A 17,369-nucleotide genomic window follows, 5' to 3' on the forward strand; every position below is an offset into this window, starting at 1 on the left:
TCAGATGAAGTAAAGGAAAAGGAAATGGAAACGTACATAGTTGTGATCATTCCCGTGCTGATAATAAGCATGTTTGTTCAATGGAGATTCAGGCATAAGTTTGCAGGCTATACGGAGATGCAGCTGAATTCCGGCTATTCCGGTGCTGAGGTAGCAGAAAAAATGCTGCAGGATAATGGTATTTTCAACGTAAAAGTGATGAGTACCGAAGGCAAGCTTACTGATCATTATAACCCGAAAGATAAGACCGTAAATCTAAGTACTGATGTTTATCATGGTAGAAGTGTTGCCGCGGCAGCTGTAGCAGCACATGAATGTGGGCATGCGATACAGGATACTATGGGCTACGACTGGCTTGAGTTGCGCTCAGATATGGTTCCTGTAGTTACCATAACTTCCAACCTCCTGCAATGGGTGATGATTCTTGGTGTGGCCCTCATTGCATTTACTGGCAACCCCTTTTTATTGGGAATTGGAGTAGTAGGACTTACGCTCGTAACAATCTTCAGTCTGATTACCCTTCCGGTAGAGCTTGATGCGAGTAAAAGAGCCTTAAGATGGCTTAAAAACAATCCCAAAGTAATGCCTTCTGAAAAAGAACATACCCAGGCAAAAGATGCCTTATGGTGGGCGGCTATGACTTACATTGTAGCTACGATAGGTGCGCTGGGAAATCTGGTTTACTATACCAGTATGTTATTTGGCCGTGGGCGTGATTAATTAAGGCGGTAAGGTGCAATCAATTGAAATTCAGGAATGTCAACTTTAAATGCAGTGTCGTCAACTAAACGAACCATAGCATAATTTCCCTTCATACTACCTATTTCTGTAGTGATCTGACATCCTGAAACATACGCATGGGTTTGCCCAGGCTCTATCACGGGCTGAACGCCGATAACACCTTCGCCTTCCACTTCTTTAATGGTACCATTAGAGTCAAAAATAAACCACTGTCTGCGCATCAGCTGGATGGCATAGTCAGACAGGTTTTCAATTTCGATCTTATATGCAAACATAAAAGCTTCGTCAGCAGGATTGGAATAAGCGTCCTGATAAACTGTCTCTACTGATATTTTTACGCCTTGTGTGATTGCTGTAACCATGATATTAACCTTTATGCAATTCGTTTTTCAAAAATCAAGCCATTTCGCGGATTGGTTCAATGTGCTGAAATTTATCTGCCACTTCGTCAAGTAAAGCATGAATTGTCTCTATGTTCTCTTCTTTGACCAGCTGCATTCTGTAAGGTTTAAAGTCTGGTAATCCCTTAAAATAGTTGGCATAATGTCTTCTCATTTCAAAAACACCTACCCTCGGGCCTTTCCATTCAATCGATTTCTCAAAATGCGTTCTGCAAACAGAAACGCGTTCTTCTACAGAAGGACCGGCTAAAATTTCACCTGTGTTGAAGAAATGACGGATCTCTCTGAAAATCCAGGGATAGCCAATAGCTGCCCTGCCAATCATGATACCGTCCACCTCATATTCCAATCTCCAGTCTGCAGCCTTACGGATACTGTCAACATCGCCATTCCCGAAAATAGGAATCTTGATCCTCGGATTTCTCTTAATTTCCCTGATCAAACTCCAGTCGGCAGCACCCTTATACATCTGTGCCCGGGTTCTACCATGGATAGTAAGTCCTTGGATACCAATATCCTGTAATCTTTCTGCTACTTCTTCTACATTTTTTGTGGTATCATCCCAACCGAGCCTGGTTTTAACAGTAACAGGTAAATGGGTGGCCTTCACTACGGCCTCTGTCATTTTTACCATTTTGTCGATATCCTGCAACAATGCGGAACCAGCGCCTCTGCAGGCAACCTGTTTAACGGGACATCCATAATTGATATCCATCAGATCGGGACCTGCCAATGTTGCTATTTCCGTAGCCTCACGCATATGATCAATCTCACTTCCGAAGATCTGGATGCCAATTGGGCGCTCGTATTCAAAAATATCAAGTTTCTGCCTGCTTTTGGCAGCATCACGGATAAGACCTTCCGAAGAAATAAATTCCGTATACATCAGATCAACCCCACTTTGCTTACACACATATCGGAACGGCGGGTCGCTCACATCCTCCATCGGGGCAAGTAATAAGGGAAACTCCCCCAAATCTATATTTCCTATCTTTACAGACATTTTTCTATCTTCAAACCAAAATTTAAGTACAAAGGTACAAATAATACAAATAATGAACCTGATTCAAAGAAGCCGCGCAGAAAATAGTGCTTATGTACAGTTACTTATCCTTGGTGGATATGCCCTTGCTGGCGTTTTCATAGGTACGATCCTCAGCTTTGCAATACTTGCTGTACTGTACGGGCCAAATATATTGATGGATCCTGCAGGACTCATGAGCGGTGATCCAAAATACCTCGATGGATTAAAAATTGTGCAGATCCTGACTACTACGGGCCTTTTTATGGCACCAGCTATTGCGCTAGCCTGGACAGAAGGAAAAAAACTGGATGATTTTTATGGCTTCAAAAAGCCACAGGCCTTACTGCTTTTATCAGTATTTGTAATCATGGCTGTTTCCTCACCGATTACAGAACTGACGGGATTGATTAATCAAAAAATGACATTACCAGGAATTTTGAAGCCCCTGGAAAGCTGGATGCGGGAGAAAGAAGATGAAACGATGCGCATGACAATCGAGCTGCTCACCGTAAGAAAGCCCTGGGACTTTGCAGTCAATATGTTCATGATTGCCATACTTCCAGCCATCGCCGAAGAACTGATGTTCAGGGGTGGTATCCAGCGTTCGCTAACCCGCATGGCAGGCAACCCACATGTAGCAATCTGGTTGTCGGCAATTATTTTCAGCGCCATCCACGTGCAGTTTTTTGGATTCATCCCCAGGATGTTACTGGGTGCCCTTTTTGGATATATTTATTTCTGGACAAGGAGTTTGTGGTACACCATGTTTGCCCATTTCCTGAATAATGGCTATGCTGTATGCCTGGCGCTTTACCTGCAAAAACATAATATGCCGCTTAATTCGGCCGATAATACCAGTAATTTCAATTGGATAGGTTATGGCATCAGCATCCTTTTAACCATCTTTGCCCTATATTATTTTAAAAAACAAACAACATCACATGGAAAACAACTGGACCAAGGTCTTCTCTAGCGAAGATGCTATTACCGCCGAGATCATCAAACAAAGCCTGATAGAAAACGATATCCCTGCAGTAGTATTAAATCAGCAGGATTCTTCCTATAAAGTTTTTGGACTCAACAATGTGATGGTGCAGAATGAGAATGTAGAAAGAGCAAAGGCGCATATCGAAGCAGACAGCAGCAATGAAGACTAGGGCAATCACAGCATTTTTCTTTACCATCGTTATGTTGGCTTCAGTACTGCTGGGCGGAACGGTGTTTACCTTATTTTACCTTGTTTTAAGCCTGCTGAGCCTATCTGAATTTTATAAGCTCGTTAAAAAGGCAGAGGTAAAGCCACATTTGCTACTGGGCTATCTTGCCGGATTGTTCCTGTTCGGAGGCCTCGCAGCCCGCCAGTTTTTTAACCTGGATAGTAAATATCTCCTGTTAATTATCCCCGCTATCTTTGGTGTTTTTATAGCCGAATTATACCGTAAGGAAAAGAACCCCTTCACCAATATCGGTTATACGTTTCTGGGTCTTATCCTCGTGATGATCCCTTTCAGTTTTTATTATGCCCTTGGCTTTATCAAGGATAGCGAAGTATATAATTTCCATTTCCCGCTGGCATTTATGCTGATGCTTTGGGCAAGTGATACCGGTGCTTACCTGTTTGGCAGAAAACTGGGAAAGAACAAACTGTTCGAGCGTCATTCGCCTAAAAAAACCTGGGAAGGTTTTGCCGGTGGTGTCTTTGTAAGCGTCCTTGTAGGCTTGATCGTTTCATTCTTCTTTAAGGAAGTGAATGGTTTTGTATGGGCAGGCATGGCTGTGCTGATTGTATGCTTTGGAACAATCGGCGACCTGGTAGAATCCATGTTGAAGAGAAGTCTCGATGTGAAAGATTCGGGAACGCTGTTGCCAGGCCATGGGGGCTTGTTGGATAGGTTTGACGGTCTGCTGATCGCTGCACCTATAGTTTTTGCCTATTTATACCTCGTTTTGTACTAACTGCTGTAACAAATCGGTAACAGCCATACAATCAAAAGGTTTCTGATCTATATTTACTCTACCTAAATTAATACAGATCAATTATGCCAAAACCTTACTTACTGACCTTTGCCCTGCTGCTCTTCATGAGTACCGAACAGCTGGTGGCACAAACTGTCCCGACACCCAAAGAGCACTTTGGATTCGACATTGGTGATAATTATCAGCTTGCAACCTACACGCAAACTGAAGCCTATTTCAGAAAGCTTGCCACAACTTCTCCAAGAGTTAAATTGGTAGAAATTGGAAAAACTGAAGAAGGACGACCTCAGCTGATGCTGGTGGTATCATCACCAGAAAACCTTAAAAACCTGGAGAAATACAAACAGATTTCTCAAAGATTGGCACATGCTGAAGGCCTAACCCCTGCCCAGGCAAAATCGCTTGCTCAGGAAGGTAAAACAGTGGTGTGGATCGATGGAGGTTTGCATGCCAATGAGGTTGTTGGTGCACATCAGCTGATAGAAACAGCGTATGATCTCGCTACACGCAAAGATGCAGAAACCAACAGAATCCTGGATAATGTGATTGTGTTGATGACGCATGCTAACCCGGATGGACAAGAAATTGTAACCAACTGGTACATGCGTGATAAAGATCCTTTGAAAAGAACTACCAATGGTGTTCCAAGACTTTACAATAAGTATATCGGCCACGATAACAACAGGGATTTCTACATGCTGAACATGAAAGAAAGCCAGAATATCGGTCGTCAGTTATTTGTGGAATGGTTGCCACAGATCATGTACAACCACCACCAAACCGGCCCTGCCGGAACGGTAGTAGCGGGCCCTCCTTACCGTGATCCTTTTAACTATGTGTTTGATCCACTGATCATGACCAGTCTTGATGCCGTAGGTGCAGCAATGCACAGCCGCCTGATTGCTGAAGATAAAGGTGGTTACACCCAACGCGGAGGTTCTGTATATTCTACCTGGTATAATGGCGGTTTGCGTACCACAACGTATTTCCATAATATGATTGGTCTGCTTACAGAAATCATCGGTAACCCTACTCCTATGACTATTCCTTTGGTGCCTTCACGTTTATTACCGAACGGTGATTCGCCAAAACCAATCGTACCACAAAAATGGTTGTTCAAACAATCTATTGACTACTCTGTATCGCTGAACTATGCCGTATTAAACTACGCACAGCGCTATAGTGACGAGCTATTGTACAACATGTACGTAATGGGTAAAAACTCGATCGACAGGGGTAGCAAAGACTACTGGACTATGTCGCCGAAACGTGTTGAAGATATTAATGCAGACTTTGCAAAAGACAGAAAAACAGCAGCAACACCAGCACCAGGCGGATTTGAACGCGGTGGAGGTGCTATGCCGGTTAAATATTATGATACAGTAATGAAAGCTCCTGCATTAAGAGACGCACGTGGGTATATCCTCTCTGCAGATCAACCGGATTTCACTACTGCCGTAAAATTCCTCAATGCGCTGATCAGAACTGGTATTGTAGTTCAAAAAGCTACAACAGGATTTTCAGTAAATGGAAAGACTTACCCTAAGGGATCTTACGTTGTGAAAACAGATCAGGCCTTCAGACCGCATATCCTGGACATGTTTGAGCCACAAGATCACCCGAATGACTTTAAGTATCCTGGTGGCCCTCCAATTGCTCCTTATGATGCTGCAGGCTGGACACTGGCTTACATGATGAATGTTAAGTTTGACCGCGTGCTGGAAGACTTCAACGGACCGTTTGTAAAACAAGCTTACGGAGAATTGCAAAAAGCAGAGCCTGCCGCCCTCAAATCTGCTTCAGGATATACTTTGAGCGCAGCCTCAAATGATTCTTACGAAGTGGTTAACGAATTATTGAAAGCGGGTATCGCTGTTTCAAGAAATACCGCTGATGGATCATTTTATGTAGCAGGATCTGCAAAGTCAACCCTTGATAAAGCAATTAAGGAGCTGGGTGTAAGGGTTACCCCTGCCGCCTCAAAACCGAAAAGTCTGCAGGCAATTAAGCCAGCTAAAATTGCTTTATATGACCAATATGGAGGATCTATGCCTTCAGGATGGATCAGATGGATGATGGAACAATATCAGTTCAACGTAACGGTAATTTATCCTCCTGATATCGATGCTGGTGGGTTAAAAGCTAAATACGATGCCATTATTTTCCCTGATGGTGCTATTCCAGCGCTTCAAACAAATGCCAATGCCGGATTTGGCGGCCGAGGCGGTGCCGGACCTAAACCAGAAGATGTACCTGAAGAATACCGTAAACAACTGGGTCGTTTAACTCCTGCCAAATCAATTCCTGAATTAGAGAAGTTCATGAAAGAAGGTGGTGATATTATTGCTATCGGAAGCAGTACCAACCTGGCTTTCCACCTGAAGCTTCCTTTGCGTAACGCTATTGTCGAGATGGGACCTAATGGTGAAGAAAGAAGGTTACCTGATGAGAAATACTACATTCCAGGAAGTGTATTGCAGGTGAATTACGACACTAAAAACCCGGCTAACTGGGGTATGGAAGATCTGGGTGATTTGTATTTTGACAACAGCCCGGTATTTAAGATCTCTCCTGACGCCGTTGCAGACGGACGCATCAAACCTTTAGCCTGGTTTGGTTCTGCTACACCATTGCGCAGCGGATGGGCATGGGGACAAGCATACCTAAAAGACGGTGTAGCTGCTTTTGAAGCACCGATAGGTAAAGGAAGACTTGTTGCTTTTGGTCCTGAAATTACCTTCAGGGCACAAACGCATGGTACCTTCAAATTGCTGTTTAATCAGTTATATACAACGAAATAAGCTAAACATATAGTTTGTAAACAAAAAGCGGGTCTTAGTACCCGCTTTTGTTTTTTAATGGCTTTAAAAGATACTCCAGTCCGTTCAGCTTGATCTCGTAGAGTGTAGCGATCTGCTGACCCAGTTTTCCTGGAGGGAAACCTTCCTGATGAAACCAAACCAGGTAAGGCTCTGGTAAATCGCATAATAAACGGCCTTTATATTTGCCGAACGGCATTCTCTGGGTTACCAGATCCTGCAACAGTTGTGGGTTCATCATCTTTCCTGGGCTACCATGTTGAGCATTTCTATCGCTTCATTAACTGTATTCAGGTTTTCAAAAGCGATCCTCAGACTGTCTTTTACTTCCTTCAGATTACATATTCTCGGGTGCAGCTGCGCAAAATGCAACACCTGGTTAAACATTGTAGAATCAAAATAAGCCGACTGCTTGTTGGCAATAAAATAGCCCCTCAGCACGCCCTTTTTAAAGTTTAGTTTTTCGAAGCCCAGCTTCCGGGCTACCCATTGCAAGCGCAATACATCCATCATCGTTTTTACCGGCTTCGGCACCGGACCGAAACGGTCTTTCAGTGATGCTTCAAAAGCCATCAGCTGAGGCTCGTTATCGATTTTAGACAACTCTGTATATAAGTTGTAACGCTCCGTGATATTGGTTACATAACCATCAGGAATATACAATTCAAGATCTGTATCCACCTGGGTAAAGCTCACAAAAGGACGTTGCGGGTCATCTTTAAAAAGATCTTTAAACTCATCCCCCTTCAGCTCCTGAATAGCCTCATCAAGGATCTTATGATACATTTCAAAGCCGATCTCTGCAATAAAGCCACTCTGTTCTGCCCCCAGCAGGTTTCCGCTACCGCGGATGTCAAGATCCCGCATGGCGATGTTAAAGCCACTTCCCAGATCAGAAAATTCCTCAATGGCGCTCAGGCGCTTGCGTGCCTCAGAAGTTAGGGTACTTAACGGAGGGCTCAATAAATAACAGAAAGCTTTTTTGTTGGAGCGTCCTACCCTGCCACGCATCTGGTGCAGATCACTCAGTCCGAACATGTGCGCATGGTTAATGATGATGGTGTTGGCATTAGGGATATCCAGGCCGGCCTCAATAATCGTTGTCGCCACCAGCACATCTTTTTCTCCATTGATGAAGTCGAGCATCACATCCTCCAGCTGATCACCATCAAGCTGCCCGTGGGCTATGCCGATTCTCGCTTTCGGCACCAGCGTTTGTATAAGCCCACCCAGCTGCGTCAGGTCGTTTACCCGGTTATGGATAAAGAAAACCTGTCCGCCACGATCAAGCTCAAACTGTACGGCTTCCTGGATCAGCTTATCATTGAACACATGAAGTTCGGTATTTACAGCCTGCCGGTTTGGTGGTGGGGTATTAATGATCGAAAGATCCCGCGCACCCATCAATGAGAAATGCAGGGTTCGTGGAATCGGTGTGGCGGTTAGCGTAAGCGTATCGACATTCACACGCAAGGCCTTTAATTTCTCCTTTGCTGTTACGCCAAACTTCTGTTCCTCATCGATAATCATGATGCCCAGATCTTTGAATTTAACGTCTTTGCTCAGCAAACGGTGGGTACCGATAACAATATCGACCTTACCTTCTGCCAAACGCGCCAGCGTGTCCTTAATTTGTTTATTTGTCTTGAAACGATTGATATAGTCAATCGTACATGGAAAGTCTTTTAAACGGCCCGAAAATGTCTTGAAATGCTGAAGCGCCAGGATAGTTGTTGGTACAAGTATGGCTGCTTGTTTTCCATTGGCTACAGCTTTAAAAGCCGCACGGACAGCAATCTCCGTTTTACCAAAGCCCACATCGCCGCAAACCAGTCTGTCCATCGGATGCGGAGCTTCCATATCCTTCTTTACATCCAGTGTAGCTTTTTCCTGATCCGGGGTATCTTCATAGATAAATGACGCCTCCAGTTCAGTTTCCAGATAGCCGTCCGGATCAAAGGCTGTACCTACCTGCGACTTCCGCATGGCGTACAATTTGATCAGGTCGCGGGCGATATCCTTAACTTTTTTTTTAGTGTTTTTTTTTAGCTTATCCCAGGCCTCGGTGCCCAGCTTATTCATTTTAGGTGCTGTTCCATCCTTGCCACTGTATTTGGCAATACGGTTTAATGAGTTGATGTTTACATACAACAGGTCATTGTCAGCATAAACCAGCCGGATCATCTCCTGGGTCTTGCCGTTAACCTCCACTTTCTCGAGTCCGGCATATTTACCGATCCCATGGTCAATATGCGTCACAAAATCACCAGGCTTCAAATCACGCAGCTCTTTTAAAGTAATAGCCTGACTTCTCTGATAACCTTTCTTGAGTTTGTATTTATAAAACCTGTCAAAGATCTGATGATCCGTATAGCAGGCAAAATGCTGCTGGGGATCTATAAAACCTTCCCTCAGCGAAATATTTACAGGGGTAAACTTAGCCGTTTTATCTATGTCATCCAGAATAGCATAGAGCCTTTCTGTTTGTTTCGGAGAGTTGGAAAAAATGAAATTATGGATACCCTGTTTTTCGTTTTCCTTAATGTTGTGGATCAATAAGTTGAAATCCTTATTAAAGGAAGGTTGTGGTTTAGTCTCGAAAGGAAAAACCAGATCCGTTTGATAGAAAAACTGTTTTCCAAATTCCACGAGCGGAAAATCATGGACAATATCGGCCACCATTTTCTCGTCTGTAAAGCCATATTTCGGATCTATCCAGTCTGGATTTTCATTTTTTTCCTTTGCGGGTAAAGCTTTCCAGAGCTCAGACGCTTTTTTATAGCCTGCTTTAATGATATCCAGGGTAAACTCCACATCCTTAAACCAGAGCTGGGTATCCTTATCGATATAATCGAGGATGCTGATGTTGTTTTCAGTTAAGTATTTTGACTGTACATTCGGAATGATCGTGAGTGTTTTCACATCATCAACCGACAGCTGACTTTCAATCTCAAAGGTGCGGATGCTTTCTACGATATCGCCAAAAAACTCAATGCGGTAAGGGAGGTCGTGAGAAAAAGAGAAGATATCTACAATCCCGCCACGAATCGAAAACTGCCCTGGCTCGTACACAAAATCTGTACGTTCAAAATCATAGTCAATCAGGAACTCATTGATGAAATCAATACCCAATTTTGCATTTAAAGCAATTTCAAGCGTGTTTTTCTCAAGTACACTGCGGTCAATTACCTTTTCGGCAAGCGCTTCGGGATAGGTCACCACGATCTTACCATATTCAGAATGGTGGTTAAGTTCGTTAAGCACCTCTGCCCTGTTCAGCACATTGGCGGTATCGATCTGTGTAAAGTCAAATCCTTTCCGGAATGAAGAAGGGAAAAGTAATACTTCCTTATCGAGGATACTCTCCAGGTCGCCCAGAAAATAGGCTGCTTCTTCCCTGTCGGGCAAAACAAAAAGCTGTGGTTTGTGGAGCAGGAAATACGTTGTTACAGCAACTGTTGCATCAGCAGAGCCTACCAGCCCTTTTAGCTGAAGTTTGCTACCTTTACCCTGGTTGAGGGCTTTAGCCAATGCAACAATGCGCTCATCTGTTTTATATTTATCGATCAGTTCGCGGATGTTCACATACAAAGATAATATTAATGATTTGCTTAAATGTAACATCAGGCGTATTTATACATCTAAAAATAAAAGCAAAATGAAATCCTTTAACCGTTTTCCCCTTGAATTGGTGATCTGGATTTCGGCGTTGTTTTTGCTTGCAACAGCAGCGCCGCATACGGATAAGAGCGCGTTACACCTGAGCTTATGCCCGCTTGCCAATATGGGCTTTAGCTGGTGCCCGGGATGTGGGTTGGGGAGAGCAATTACGCTCCTGTTTCAGGGAGAAATCATGGGTAGTTTCAGGATGCACTGGTTTGGAATACCTGCATTAGGTATTATTGGTTACAGAATTTTTATCCTTTCCAGAATGGAATGGACAAGCTATAAAACAAAGAATTTAAAGGAAAAGGAGCGCTATTATGTTTGATTCACCATTTATGACCCTGCCAGGGATTTCTCCACAAGAGTATTCCTATTTGCAAAGTGCAACAACAGGGCTTACTGAGCAACAATTAAGAGGATTTCTAATGATCTACGGAGGCAAAAGACGTAATCCGGATGATATGGTATTGTACTGTATCCTCGGCTTTTTTGTCCCAGGTTTATCCCGCTTTTTAGTCGGACAAATAGGTATGGGAATCTTATATTTCTTTACAGTAGGTTTATGTTTTATTGGAACGATCATTGACCTCATTAACCATAAAAGCCTGGCCTTTGAATACAACCAGAAAATGGTATTCGAAAGTCTGCAGATGGTAAGAATGGGTTTTGCTAATCCGATAATAAACAACAATCCAAATCTATGAAGTTAAGCCTGATTACCCGTTATCTGGAAAGTCTTGCGCCATTATCCTATCAGGAATCTTATGATAACTCCGGACTGCTTGTTGGTGATCCGGAAAAGGAAGTACACGGCGCGATTGTGGCCCTGGATTGCACAGAGGCAATTGTGGATGAGGCGATAGCCAACAACTGCAATCTTATTATTACCCACCACCCCATTGTTTTTAAAGGCTTAAAAAAGCTGAATGGTAAAACCTATGTGGAACGTGTAATTATCAAGGCTATTCAGCATAATATCGCGCTATATGCGATACATACCAACCTGGATAGTATGGCTGAAGGTGTGAATAAGGTGATCTGCGACAGGTTAGGAATTTTAAATCCTAAGATATTAAGTCCGAAAAGCGGCATCCTGAAAAAACTAGTGACCTTCTGCCCCATCGCGCAAGCCAATGGAGTACGTGAAGCGCTTTTTGAAGCCGGAGGCGGACATATTGGTAATTATAGCGACTGCAGCTTTAATGCGGAAGGCTTTGGTACGTTTAAAGGCGCTGCAGACAGCAATCCTTTTGCCGGAAATCCAGGTGTGTTGCACACAGAGCCGGAGGTTCGGATAGAGTTGATCTTCAAGGCACCCGATGAAAGAAAAATTTTACTCGCCCTGCTCGAAAACCACCCTTACGAAGAGGTGGCATATGACATCTATTCATTGGAAAATAAACTCCAAACTGTAGGTGCAGGTATGATTGGCTGGCTGGATCAGGAACTGGACGGCTACGAATTCTTGCAGCGCGTGCAGCACCGGATGCAGGCCAGCGTAATTCGCCATACTGAAATGCGCCCTGGAAAAATAAAAAAGGTGGCCGTTTGTGGTGGCTCTGGGAGCTTTCTGCTCAAAGATGCTATAGCGGCTGGTGCCGATGCCTTTGTTACTGCTGATTTCAAGTACCACGAGTTTTTTGATGCCGAGCAGAAGCTGATGATCGCGGATATTGGACATTTTGAAAGTGAACAGTTTACTTCTGCTTTTCTGGTGGATACACTGCAAAAGAAATTCCCTGAATTCCTGTTTCAACATACCCGGATCAGTACTAATCCCGTAAGTTACTTCAAAGGATAAAAATTAAGCATTTTTAGGATATTTTACTACAGCCCATGTATTAGTCAGGCGCGACTACTACATGGGCTTTTTTGTAACACAAATTTCTCAAATAAAGATTTTAGGAACGAAAGCCTGTAACGTAGAGTTAGGAATGCAGTAAAGACCTCTGTGAGGCCATACTGAGCCCAAAGTGCTCCCGTAGTGCGTCCAAGATTACCTTGGTATTGCATCGGACTTGCATCGGTGTTGAAAGGGTGTTGAGTCGGTCCGGCACCGAACCAACACCGAACCAACACCGACCGAACACCGACTCAACACCGAAGCAATCTTGGTATCACCTCGAATGCACTATGGGCGCACCTGGTATTCAGGTGCAATTTTCCTCAAGCTGATGTATGGGTTGTCTTTTGGGTCTTTCCAGCAAATTTGAATCGGCTTTGGTGATTTTGGTTTACTCCTGGCTTACACGGCAATATCTGGTATACGGTGCGCAACAGATCTGGCCCTATATTTCTAATTGTGCGTTGTACCCAATATTTTTGGAATGGCTCACCAAGAGCAGACAGTAGAATACCGCTGATCTGGACAGTCACAAACAACAGGTTTATAGTAAATTATATCTGTGATAGGAAAAATTATACTTATCTTTGCAAGCTTTAACTGGCTATTGTAGATCCGGGACAAGATCAGGATATCTGGATTTTGTACTAATTTGACAATCCTTTTAAGGAAATTAAACGATTAAAATACTGATAATCAGTTAAAAATAAACATACCAATAAATTATTTCATTTAATGGAACAAACTGTAGAGCAGAAGCTAAAAGCTTTATACGAATTACAAACCCTTCATACTAAAATCGATAAAATCCGTCAGATCCGTGGTGAATTGCCAATGGAAGTAGCAGATTTAGAAGATGAGGTTGCTGGATTGGAAACACGTATTCAAAAATTTAAAGGCGAATTGGATGATACCGAAGATGCTATTGTGAGTCGTAAAAATATGATCAAGGAAGCTCAGAACCTGATCAAGAAATACGAAACACAATTGAAAGACGTAAAAAACAATCGTGAGTATGATGCTTTAACTAAAGAAGTAGAAATCCAATCATTGGAGATTCAGGTTTGTGAGAAAAAAATCAGAGAGCATGGTTTCGAAATTGCATCAAAAACTGAAGTATACGACAAAGCATTAGCTGATCTGGAATCAAGAAAGAATGATCTTGAGATCAAAAAAGGAGAGCTTCAGACTATCACTGCAGAAACAGAGAAAGAAGAGCAAGCGCTTTTGAAAAAATCTGAGAAAGCAGAAACTGAAATCGAAGAACGTTTACTTACTGCTTATGGCAGATTAAGAACTAACGCGGTTAATGGTCTTGCTGTAGTAACGATCGACAGGGATTCTTGTTCAGGTTGCTTTAACCAGATTCCACCACAAAGACAATTGGATATCCGTCAACGCAAAAAAATTATCGTTTGCGAGCATTGCGGAAGAATCCTTGTTGATGAGGCTTTGACTCAAGAGTTAATTATCGCATAATCCTATAGCAATAGGAGTAAAAGCCGGCAGATCAATCTGCCGGCTTTTTTTGTGTCCGGCAAAAATCAAAAAGGCTTAATTTTTGTTACGTAATCTGTTTATATAGAATGACTGAATGTTAATTAAGAAATATCTGTTCCTGTTGCTTTTTGGTGTTGCCCTGAGTAATCCTTTTACTGCACAGGCAAATTTTGATTTCAATGCCAATTGTTTTAAGGCTTATCAGGCTGTTTTTGAGCTCCGGCTCAATACTGCAAAGCAACTGATTGCGGCTGAGAAACGCGTGCATCCCGATAATTCCATTGTGCCTTTACTGGAGAATTATGTAGATTATTTTTACCTCATCACTTCTGATAATAAACTGGAGTTTGACCGTTTAAAAGATCGGTATGACGACAGACTGGATAGGATAGAGGGCGATAAAGACAAAGGCTCTCCATACTATCTCTATGCTCAGGCAGAGATCAATTTGCAATGGGCCTTACTGCACGGAAAATATGGAGAGTACTTCACGTCGGCGAAGGCGGTAAAACGGGCCAACTCAATGCTGAACTCCAATGCCAAGAAATTTCCGGGCTTTCATTTAAATATGAAAGGTATCGGATTGATAAATGTATTTCTCGGAAATATGCCTGATGGTGTGCTTAAGTCGGCTCTGGCAACTTTCGGGATCAGCGGAAATACCCAGAAGGGCCTGGCGATACTAGATAAACTAGCCGAAAACCTGCCCAAATCCAGCTTTGAACCCTTTTACGAAGAAGTTGTCTTTTACTACGCATTTACGCTAACAGATATTGTACATAGTCCGCAGGCCTATGCTAAAACGATGAAATTTACCCAACGTATTTCAGACAGTAGTTTGCTTAAAAGTTATCTCCAGTCATACGTCTGTTTGAAAAACGGACACAATGAAGAAGCTATTGCCATTCTGGCGTCGAGGCCTTCCAGCGACGTATATGCAGATTTTCCTTATCTGGATTATCTCACCGGACTAGCTAAGCTGAACAAACTTGACCTGACTGCAGCAACCTATTTTAATCGTTTTTTACAAGGATATAAGGGCACCAATTACATTAAATCTGCAAACCTGCACTTGTCGTGGATCTCCATATTAAAAGGTGATATAGGCAGCTATATGGCCTTTGCGGCCAAAGTTAAGAACAATGGGTACGCTTTCATTGAAAAAGACAGACAGGCGATTGCTGACGCCGCTGCAGGTGTGTCGAATACTGACCTGCTCAAAGCAAGGCTCTTGTTTGATGGGGGGTATCTGAACCGGGCGTTAGCGGTATTTGCTGGAAAAAGTGCGGCAGATTATTCGGGGCTCAAAGACCGGACAGAATTCTATTACCGACTGGGGAGGATTTACGACGGACTTGAGCGTGATGAGACCGCGTTAAACTATTATCAGAATGCGATCAATAGTGGTAAGAACACGAAATTTTACTTTGCATCCAATGCAGCCCTGCAGATGGGAAAAATCTATTCGAGGTTAAAGGATAAAGAAAAAGCCAAGACGTATTATGCCATGGCTATTAATATGAAGGATCATGAATTTAAGAACAGCATAGCCAATGAGGCTAAACAAGGACTTAAAAACCTGTCAGATTAGAATTTATACACAAAGGCATTGATGTGCATGCCTGCGCCTACAGATGCAAATACAGCATATTCGCCAGCTTTGATCTGATAGCCTGCTACCTTTCCGTTTTTAACCAGATCCAGTAATGTAGGTACTGTTGCCACAGAACTGTTGCCAAGCCAGGAAATCGTCATTGGTACCAGGTTTTCAGGAACAGCATCCAGGCCATATGATTTAAACAGGCGTTTCATGATGGCATTGTCCATTTTTCCATTGGCCTGATGGATAAATACGGTCTTAATGTCGGTAATATTAATCCCTGCCTTATCTATTGCCTGCTTTACAACCTGTGGAACGTTTGTTACCGCAAACTCATAGAGCTTGCGACCATTCATTTTCATATACGTGTTACCGGTATTTTCATCTGGGTTATGGCTTTTTCCCATAACCAGGAGTGAGCCATAGTTAACAGCATATGTCTGTGTTTTATGGGAGATGATACCTATAGGTTCTTCAGATTCGCGGGCCTCCAAAACTACAGCTCCGGCACCATCAGAAAAGATCATGCTGTCTCTGTCGTGCGGATCAATTATTCTTGACAAGGTTTCGGAGCCAATGACGAGGACGCGTTTGGCATCGCCGCTTTTGATCAGATAGTTGGCCTGGATAACACCTTGCACCCAACCCGGGCAACCGAAGATGATATCGTATGCCACACAGTCCGGATTGTTTATTTCTAATGCCTGTTTTACCTTGACGGCCAATGCCGGGAGGATATCCATGCGGTTTGAACCCGCCTTGATATCGCCAAAATTGTGACAAAAGATAATATGATCAAGAGATTCTTTATCAATTCCAGCATCTTCAATAGCACGTTGTGCTGCAATTTTTCCGATATCGCTATTCAACATGTCGGCACCTACGTAGCGGCGCTCAACGATCTCAGTGATCTCAGAAAATTTCTCGATGATTTCGTGAATGTCTTTATCTATGCGGAGGCCGTTTTCGTAAAAGGCTGCTTCCAGAAAAGAATGTCCGGGAATAACATTCTCCGGAATATAGCTTCCTGTTCCGGTTATTACAGAGTATAGGGGGGTGCTATTGCGCATTTAGTACCGTATACTGTTTTGGTATACAGTATAAAACTAATATAAATTTATCGAAATTACAAATTTCAGGAGAAATCGTCAACCAGAAATACGAATATTTCTTTCGGGCCATGGGCACCAAGAACAAGTGTTTTTTCGATGTCTGCGGTACGGCTGGGGCCGGTAATGGTGCTGATCATCGAGGGCATGTTGGCGCCATATTTATTTTTGATCAGTTGAAAGGCATCCTTCAGATCGAGTACGAGCTGACCGGTTCTGGCAATGACGATATGGTGGTGGGGATAGATGCTGAGACGGCGACCGGATGCTTGTTTATTGGAAACCATTACAGAGCCGTTGCGGGCAATCAAAGCTTCGCAGGAAGTAATACCTACCTCTGCCATATCGAAGTCTTTATCTGTACTGTAAAAAGGGAATTCGTATTCTTTAAGTAGCTGCTGCAATTCTTCTTCCCAGCAATAAATCTTTCTCCATTTATACTTATCGGCGAGCTCCAGGATATTTTCGACGAAGTCTATGCCGTTTTCACAAAAAATAAAGTTGCCGGATACTCCTGTCAGCTGTTCGGCAAAGAGGATTTCCAGCAACTCATCGTTGTGCTTATAAACAGGAATTTCTTCCAGATTAGGATAAGGATTATCGCGTTTTTCAAGCAGCGCCTTCCTTATTTTTTTTAACATTAACTCTTTAGAAGAGACATTTTCCTTCATAGGTAGAATGGATTAGCC

16 protein-coding genes are annotated in these 17,369 nt (G+C 43.0%); 10 read left to right on the forward strand and 6 right to left on the reverse strand.

What is annotated here, in order from left to right; genetic code table 11:
- Positions 1-24 precede the first annotated feature (24 nt).
- Positions 25-720, forward strand: a complete 696-nt coding sequence (locus CLV32_RS21715; RefSeq protein ID WP_133559076.1) for a zinc metallopeptidase — start codon at positions 25-27, stop codon at positions 718-720.
- Here CLV32_RS21715 and apaG read toward each other — a convergent pair.
- A complete protein-coding gene (apaG, locus tag CLV32_RS21720; RefSeq protein WP_133559077.1) occupies positions 717-1,103 on the reverse strand; it encodes a Co2+/Mg2+ efflux protein ApaG in 387 nt (128 codons plus the stop codon). The genes CLV32_RS21715 and apaG overlap by 4 nt on opposite strands.
- A gap of 34 nt (positions 1,104-1,137) precedes the next feature.
- On the reverse strand, positions 1,138-2,145 hold the full coding sequence (gene dusB, locus CLV32_RS21725) for a tRNA dihydrouridine synthase DusB (RefSeq protein WP_133559078.1): 1,008 nt from the start codon (positions 2,143-2,145) through the stop codon (positions 1,138-1,140).
- A gap of 52 nt (positions 2,146-2,197) precedes the next feature.
- Between dusB and CLV32_RS21730 the strand changes: the two genes are divergently transcribed.
- The 4 genes from CLV32_RS21730 (at position 2,198) to CLV32_RS21745 (ending at position 6,944) form a co-directional block, all read left to right on the forward strand.
- Positions 2,198-3,139, forward strand: coding sequence for a CPBP family intramembrane glutamic endopeptidase (locus CLV32_RS21730; RefSeq protein WP_133559079.1), 942 nt, complete (start codon positions 2,198-2,200; stop codon positions 3,137-3,139).
- Positions 3,108-3,323, forward strand: a complete 216-nt coding sequence (locus tag CLV32_RS21735) for a putative signal transducing protein (protein WP_133559080.1) — start codon at positions 3,108-3,110, stop codon at positions 3,321-3,323. The genes CLV32_RS21730 and CLV32_RS21735 overlap by 32 nt, the downstream gene beginning before the upstream one ends.
- Positions 3,313-4,122, forward strand: coding sequence for a phosphatidate cytidylyltransferase (locus CLV32_RS21740; RefSeq protein ID WP_133559081.1), 810 nt, complete (start codon positions 3,313-3,315; stop codon positions 4,120-4,122). The genes CLV32_RS21735 and CLV32_RS21740 overlap by 11 nt, the downstream gene beginning before the upstream one ends.
- Before the next feature lie 83 nt (positions 4,123-4,205).
- Positions 4,206-6,944, forward strand: coding sequence for a M14 family metallopeptidase (locus CLV32_RS21745; protein WP_133559082.1), 2,739 nt, complete (start codon positions 4,206-4,208; stop codon positions 6,942-6,944).
- 34 nt (positions 6,945-6,978) lie between these two features.
- On the opposite strand, the gene CLV32_RS21750 is transcribed toward CLV32_RS21745, so the two are convergent.
- Both CLV32_RS21750 and mfd read right to left on the reverse strand, forming a co-directional pair.
- Positions 6,979-7,200, reverse strand: coding sequence for a DUF3820 family protein (locus CLV32_RS21750; RefSeq protein ID WP_208111083.1), 222 nt, complete (start codon positions 7,198-7,200; stop codon positions 6,979-6,981).
- Entirely contained in the window at positions 7,200-10,547 is a 3,348-nt protein-coding gene (gene mfd, locus CLV32_RS21755) for a transcription-repair coupling factor (RefSeq protein ID WP_133559215.1), read from the reverse strand. The genes CLV32_RS21750 and mfd overlap by 1 nt, the downstream gene beginning before the upstream one ends.
- Positions 10,548-10,620: 73 nt before the next feature.
- Here mfd and CLV32_RS21760 point away from each other — a divergent pair, with 73 nt between their 5' ends.
- From CLV32_RS21760 to CLV32_RS21780, 5 genes are all read left to right on the forward strand, one after another.
- Positions 10,621-10,953, forward strand: coding sequence for a DUF2752 domain-containing protein (locus tag CLV32_RS21760; protein ID WP_133559084.1), 333 nt, complete (start codon positions 10,621-10,623; stop codon positions 10,951-10,953).
- Complete coding sequence (locus CLV32_RS21765; protein WP_133559085.1) at positions 10,946-11,332, forward strand: TM2 domain-containing protein; 387 nt, start codon at positions 10,946-10,948, stop codon at positions 11,330-11,332. The genes CLV32_RS21760 and CLV32_RS21765 overlap by 8 nt, the downstream gene beginning before the upstream one ends.
- The gene (locus tag CLV32_RS21770) at positions 11,329-12,429 is read left to right on the forward strand and encodes a Nif3-like dinuclear metal center hexameric protein (RefSeq protein ID WP_133559086.1); all 1,101 of its coding nucleotides are present in this window, start codon (positions 11,329-11,331) and stop codon (positions 12,427-12,429) included. Before CLV32_RS21765 ends, CLV32_RS21770 begins: the two co-directional genes overlap by 4 nt.
- Before the next feature lie 777 nt (positions 12,430-13,206).
- The gene (locus CLV32_RS21775) at positions 13,207-13,950 is read left to right on the forward strand and encodes a zinc ribbon domain-containing protein (RefSeq protein WP_133559087.1); all 744 of its coding nucleotides are present in this window, start codon (positions 13,207-13,209) and stop codon (positions 13,948-13,950) included.
- Between the two features lie 115 nt (positions 13,951-14,065).
- Positions 14,066-15,562 (forward strand): tetratricopeptide repeat protein, encoded by a 1,497-nt coding sequence (locus CLV32_RS21780; protein WP_133559088.1) that lies wholly within the window; start codon positions 14,066-14,068, stop codon positions 15,560-15,562.
- Here the strand turns inward: CLV32_RS21780 and CLV32_RS21785 are convergent.
- Positions 15,559-16,641 (reverse strand): 3-oxoacyl-ACP synthase III family protein, encoded by a 1,083-nt coding sequence (locus CLV32_RS21785; protein ID WP_133559089.1) that lies wholly within the window; start codon positions 16,639-16,641, stop codon positions 15,559-15,561. The two genes, CLV32_RS21780 and CLV32_RS21785, sit on opposite strands and share 4 nt — an antisense overlap.
- Positions 16,642-16,706: 65 nt before the next feature.
- Positions 16,707-17,351 (reverse strand): LutC/YkgG family protein, encoded by a 645-nt coding sequence (locus CLV32_RS21790; RefSeq protein WP_133559090.1) that lies wholly within the window; start codon positions 17,349-17,351, stop codon positions 16,707-16,709.
- Positions 17,352-17,369: the final 18 nt, after the last annotated feature.

This window comes from Pedobacter duraquae (genome assembly GCF_004362245.1).
In the GTDB taxonomy this organism is placed as follows: Bacteria; Bacteroidota; Bacteroidia; order Sphingobacteriales; family Sphingobacteriaceae; genus Pedobacter; species Pedobacter duraquae.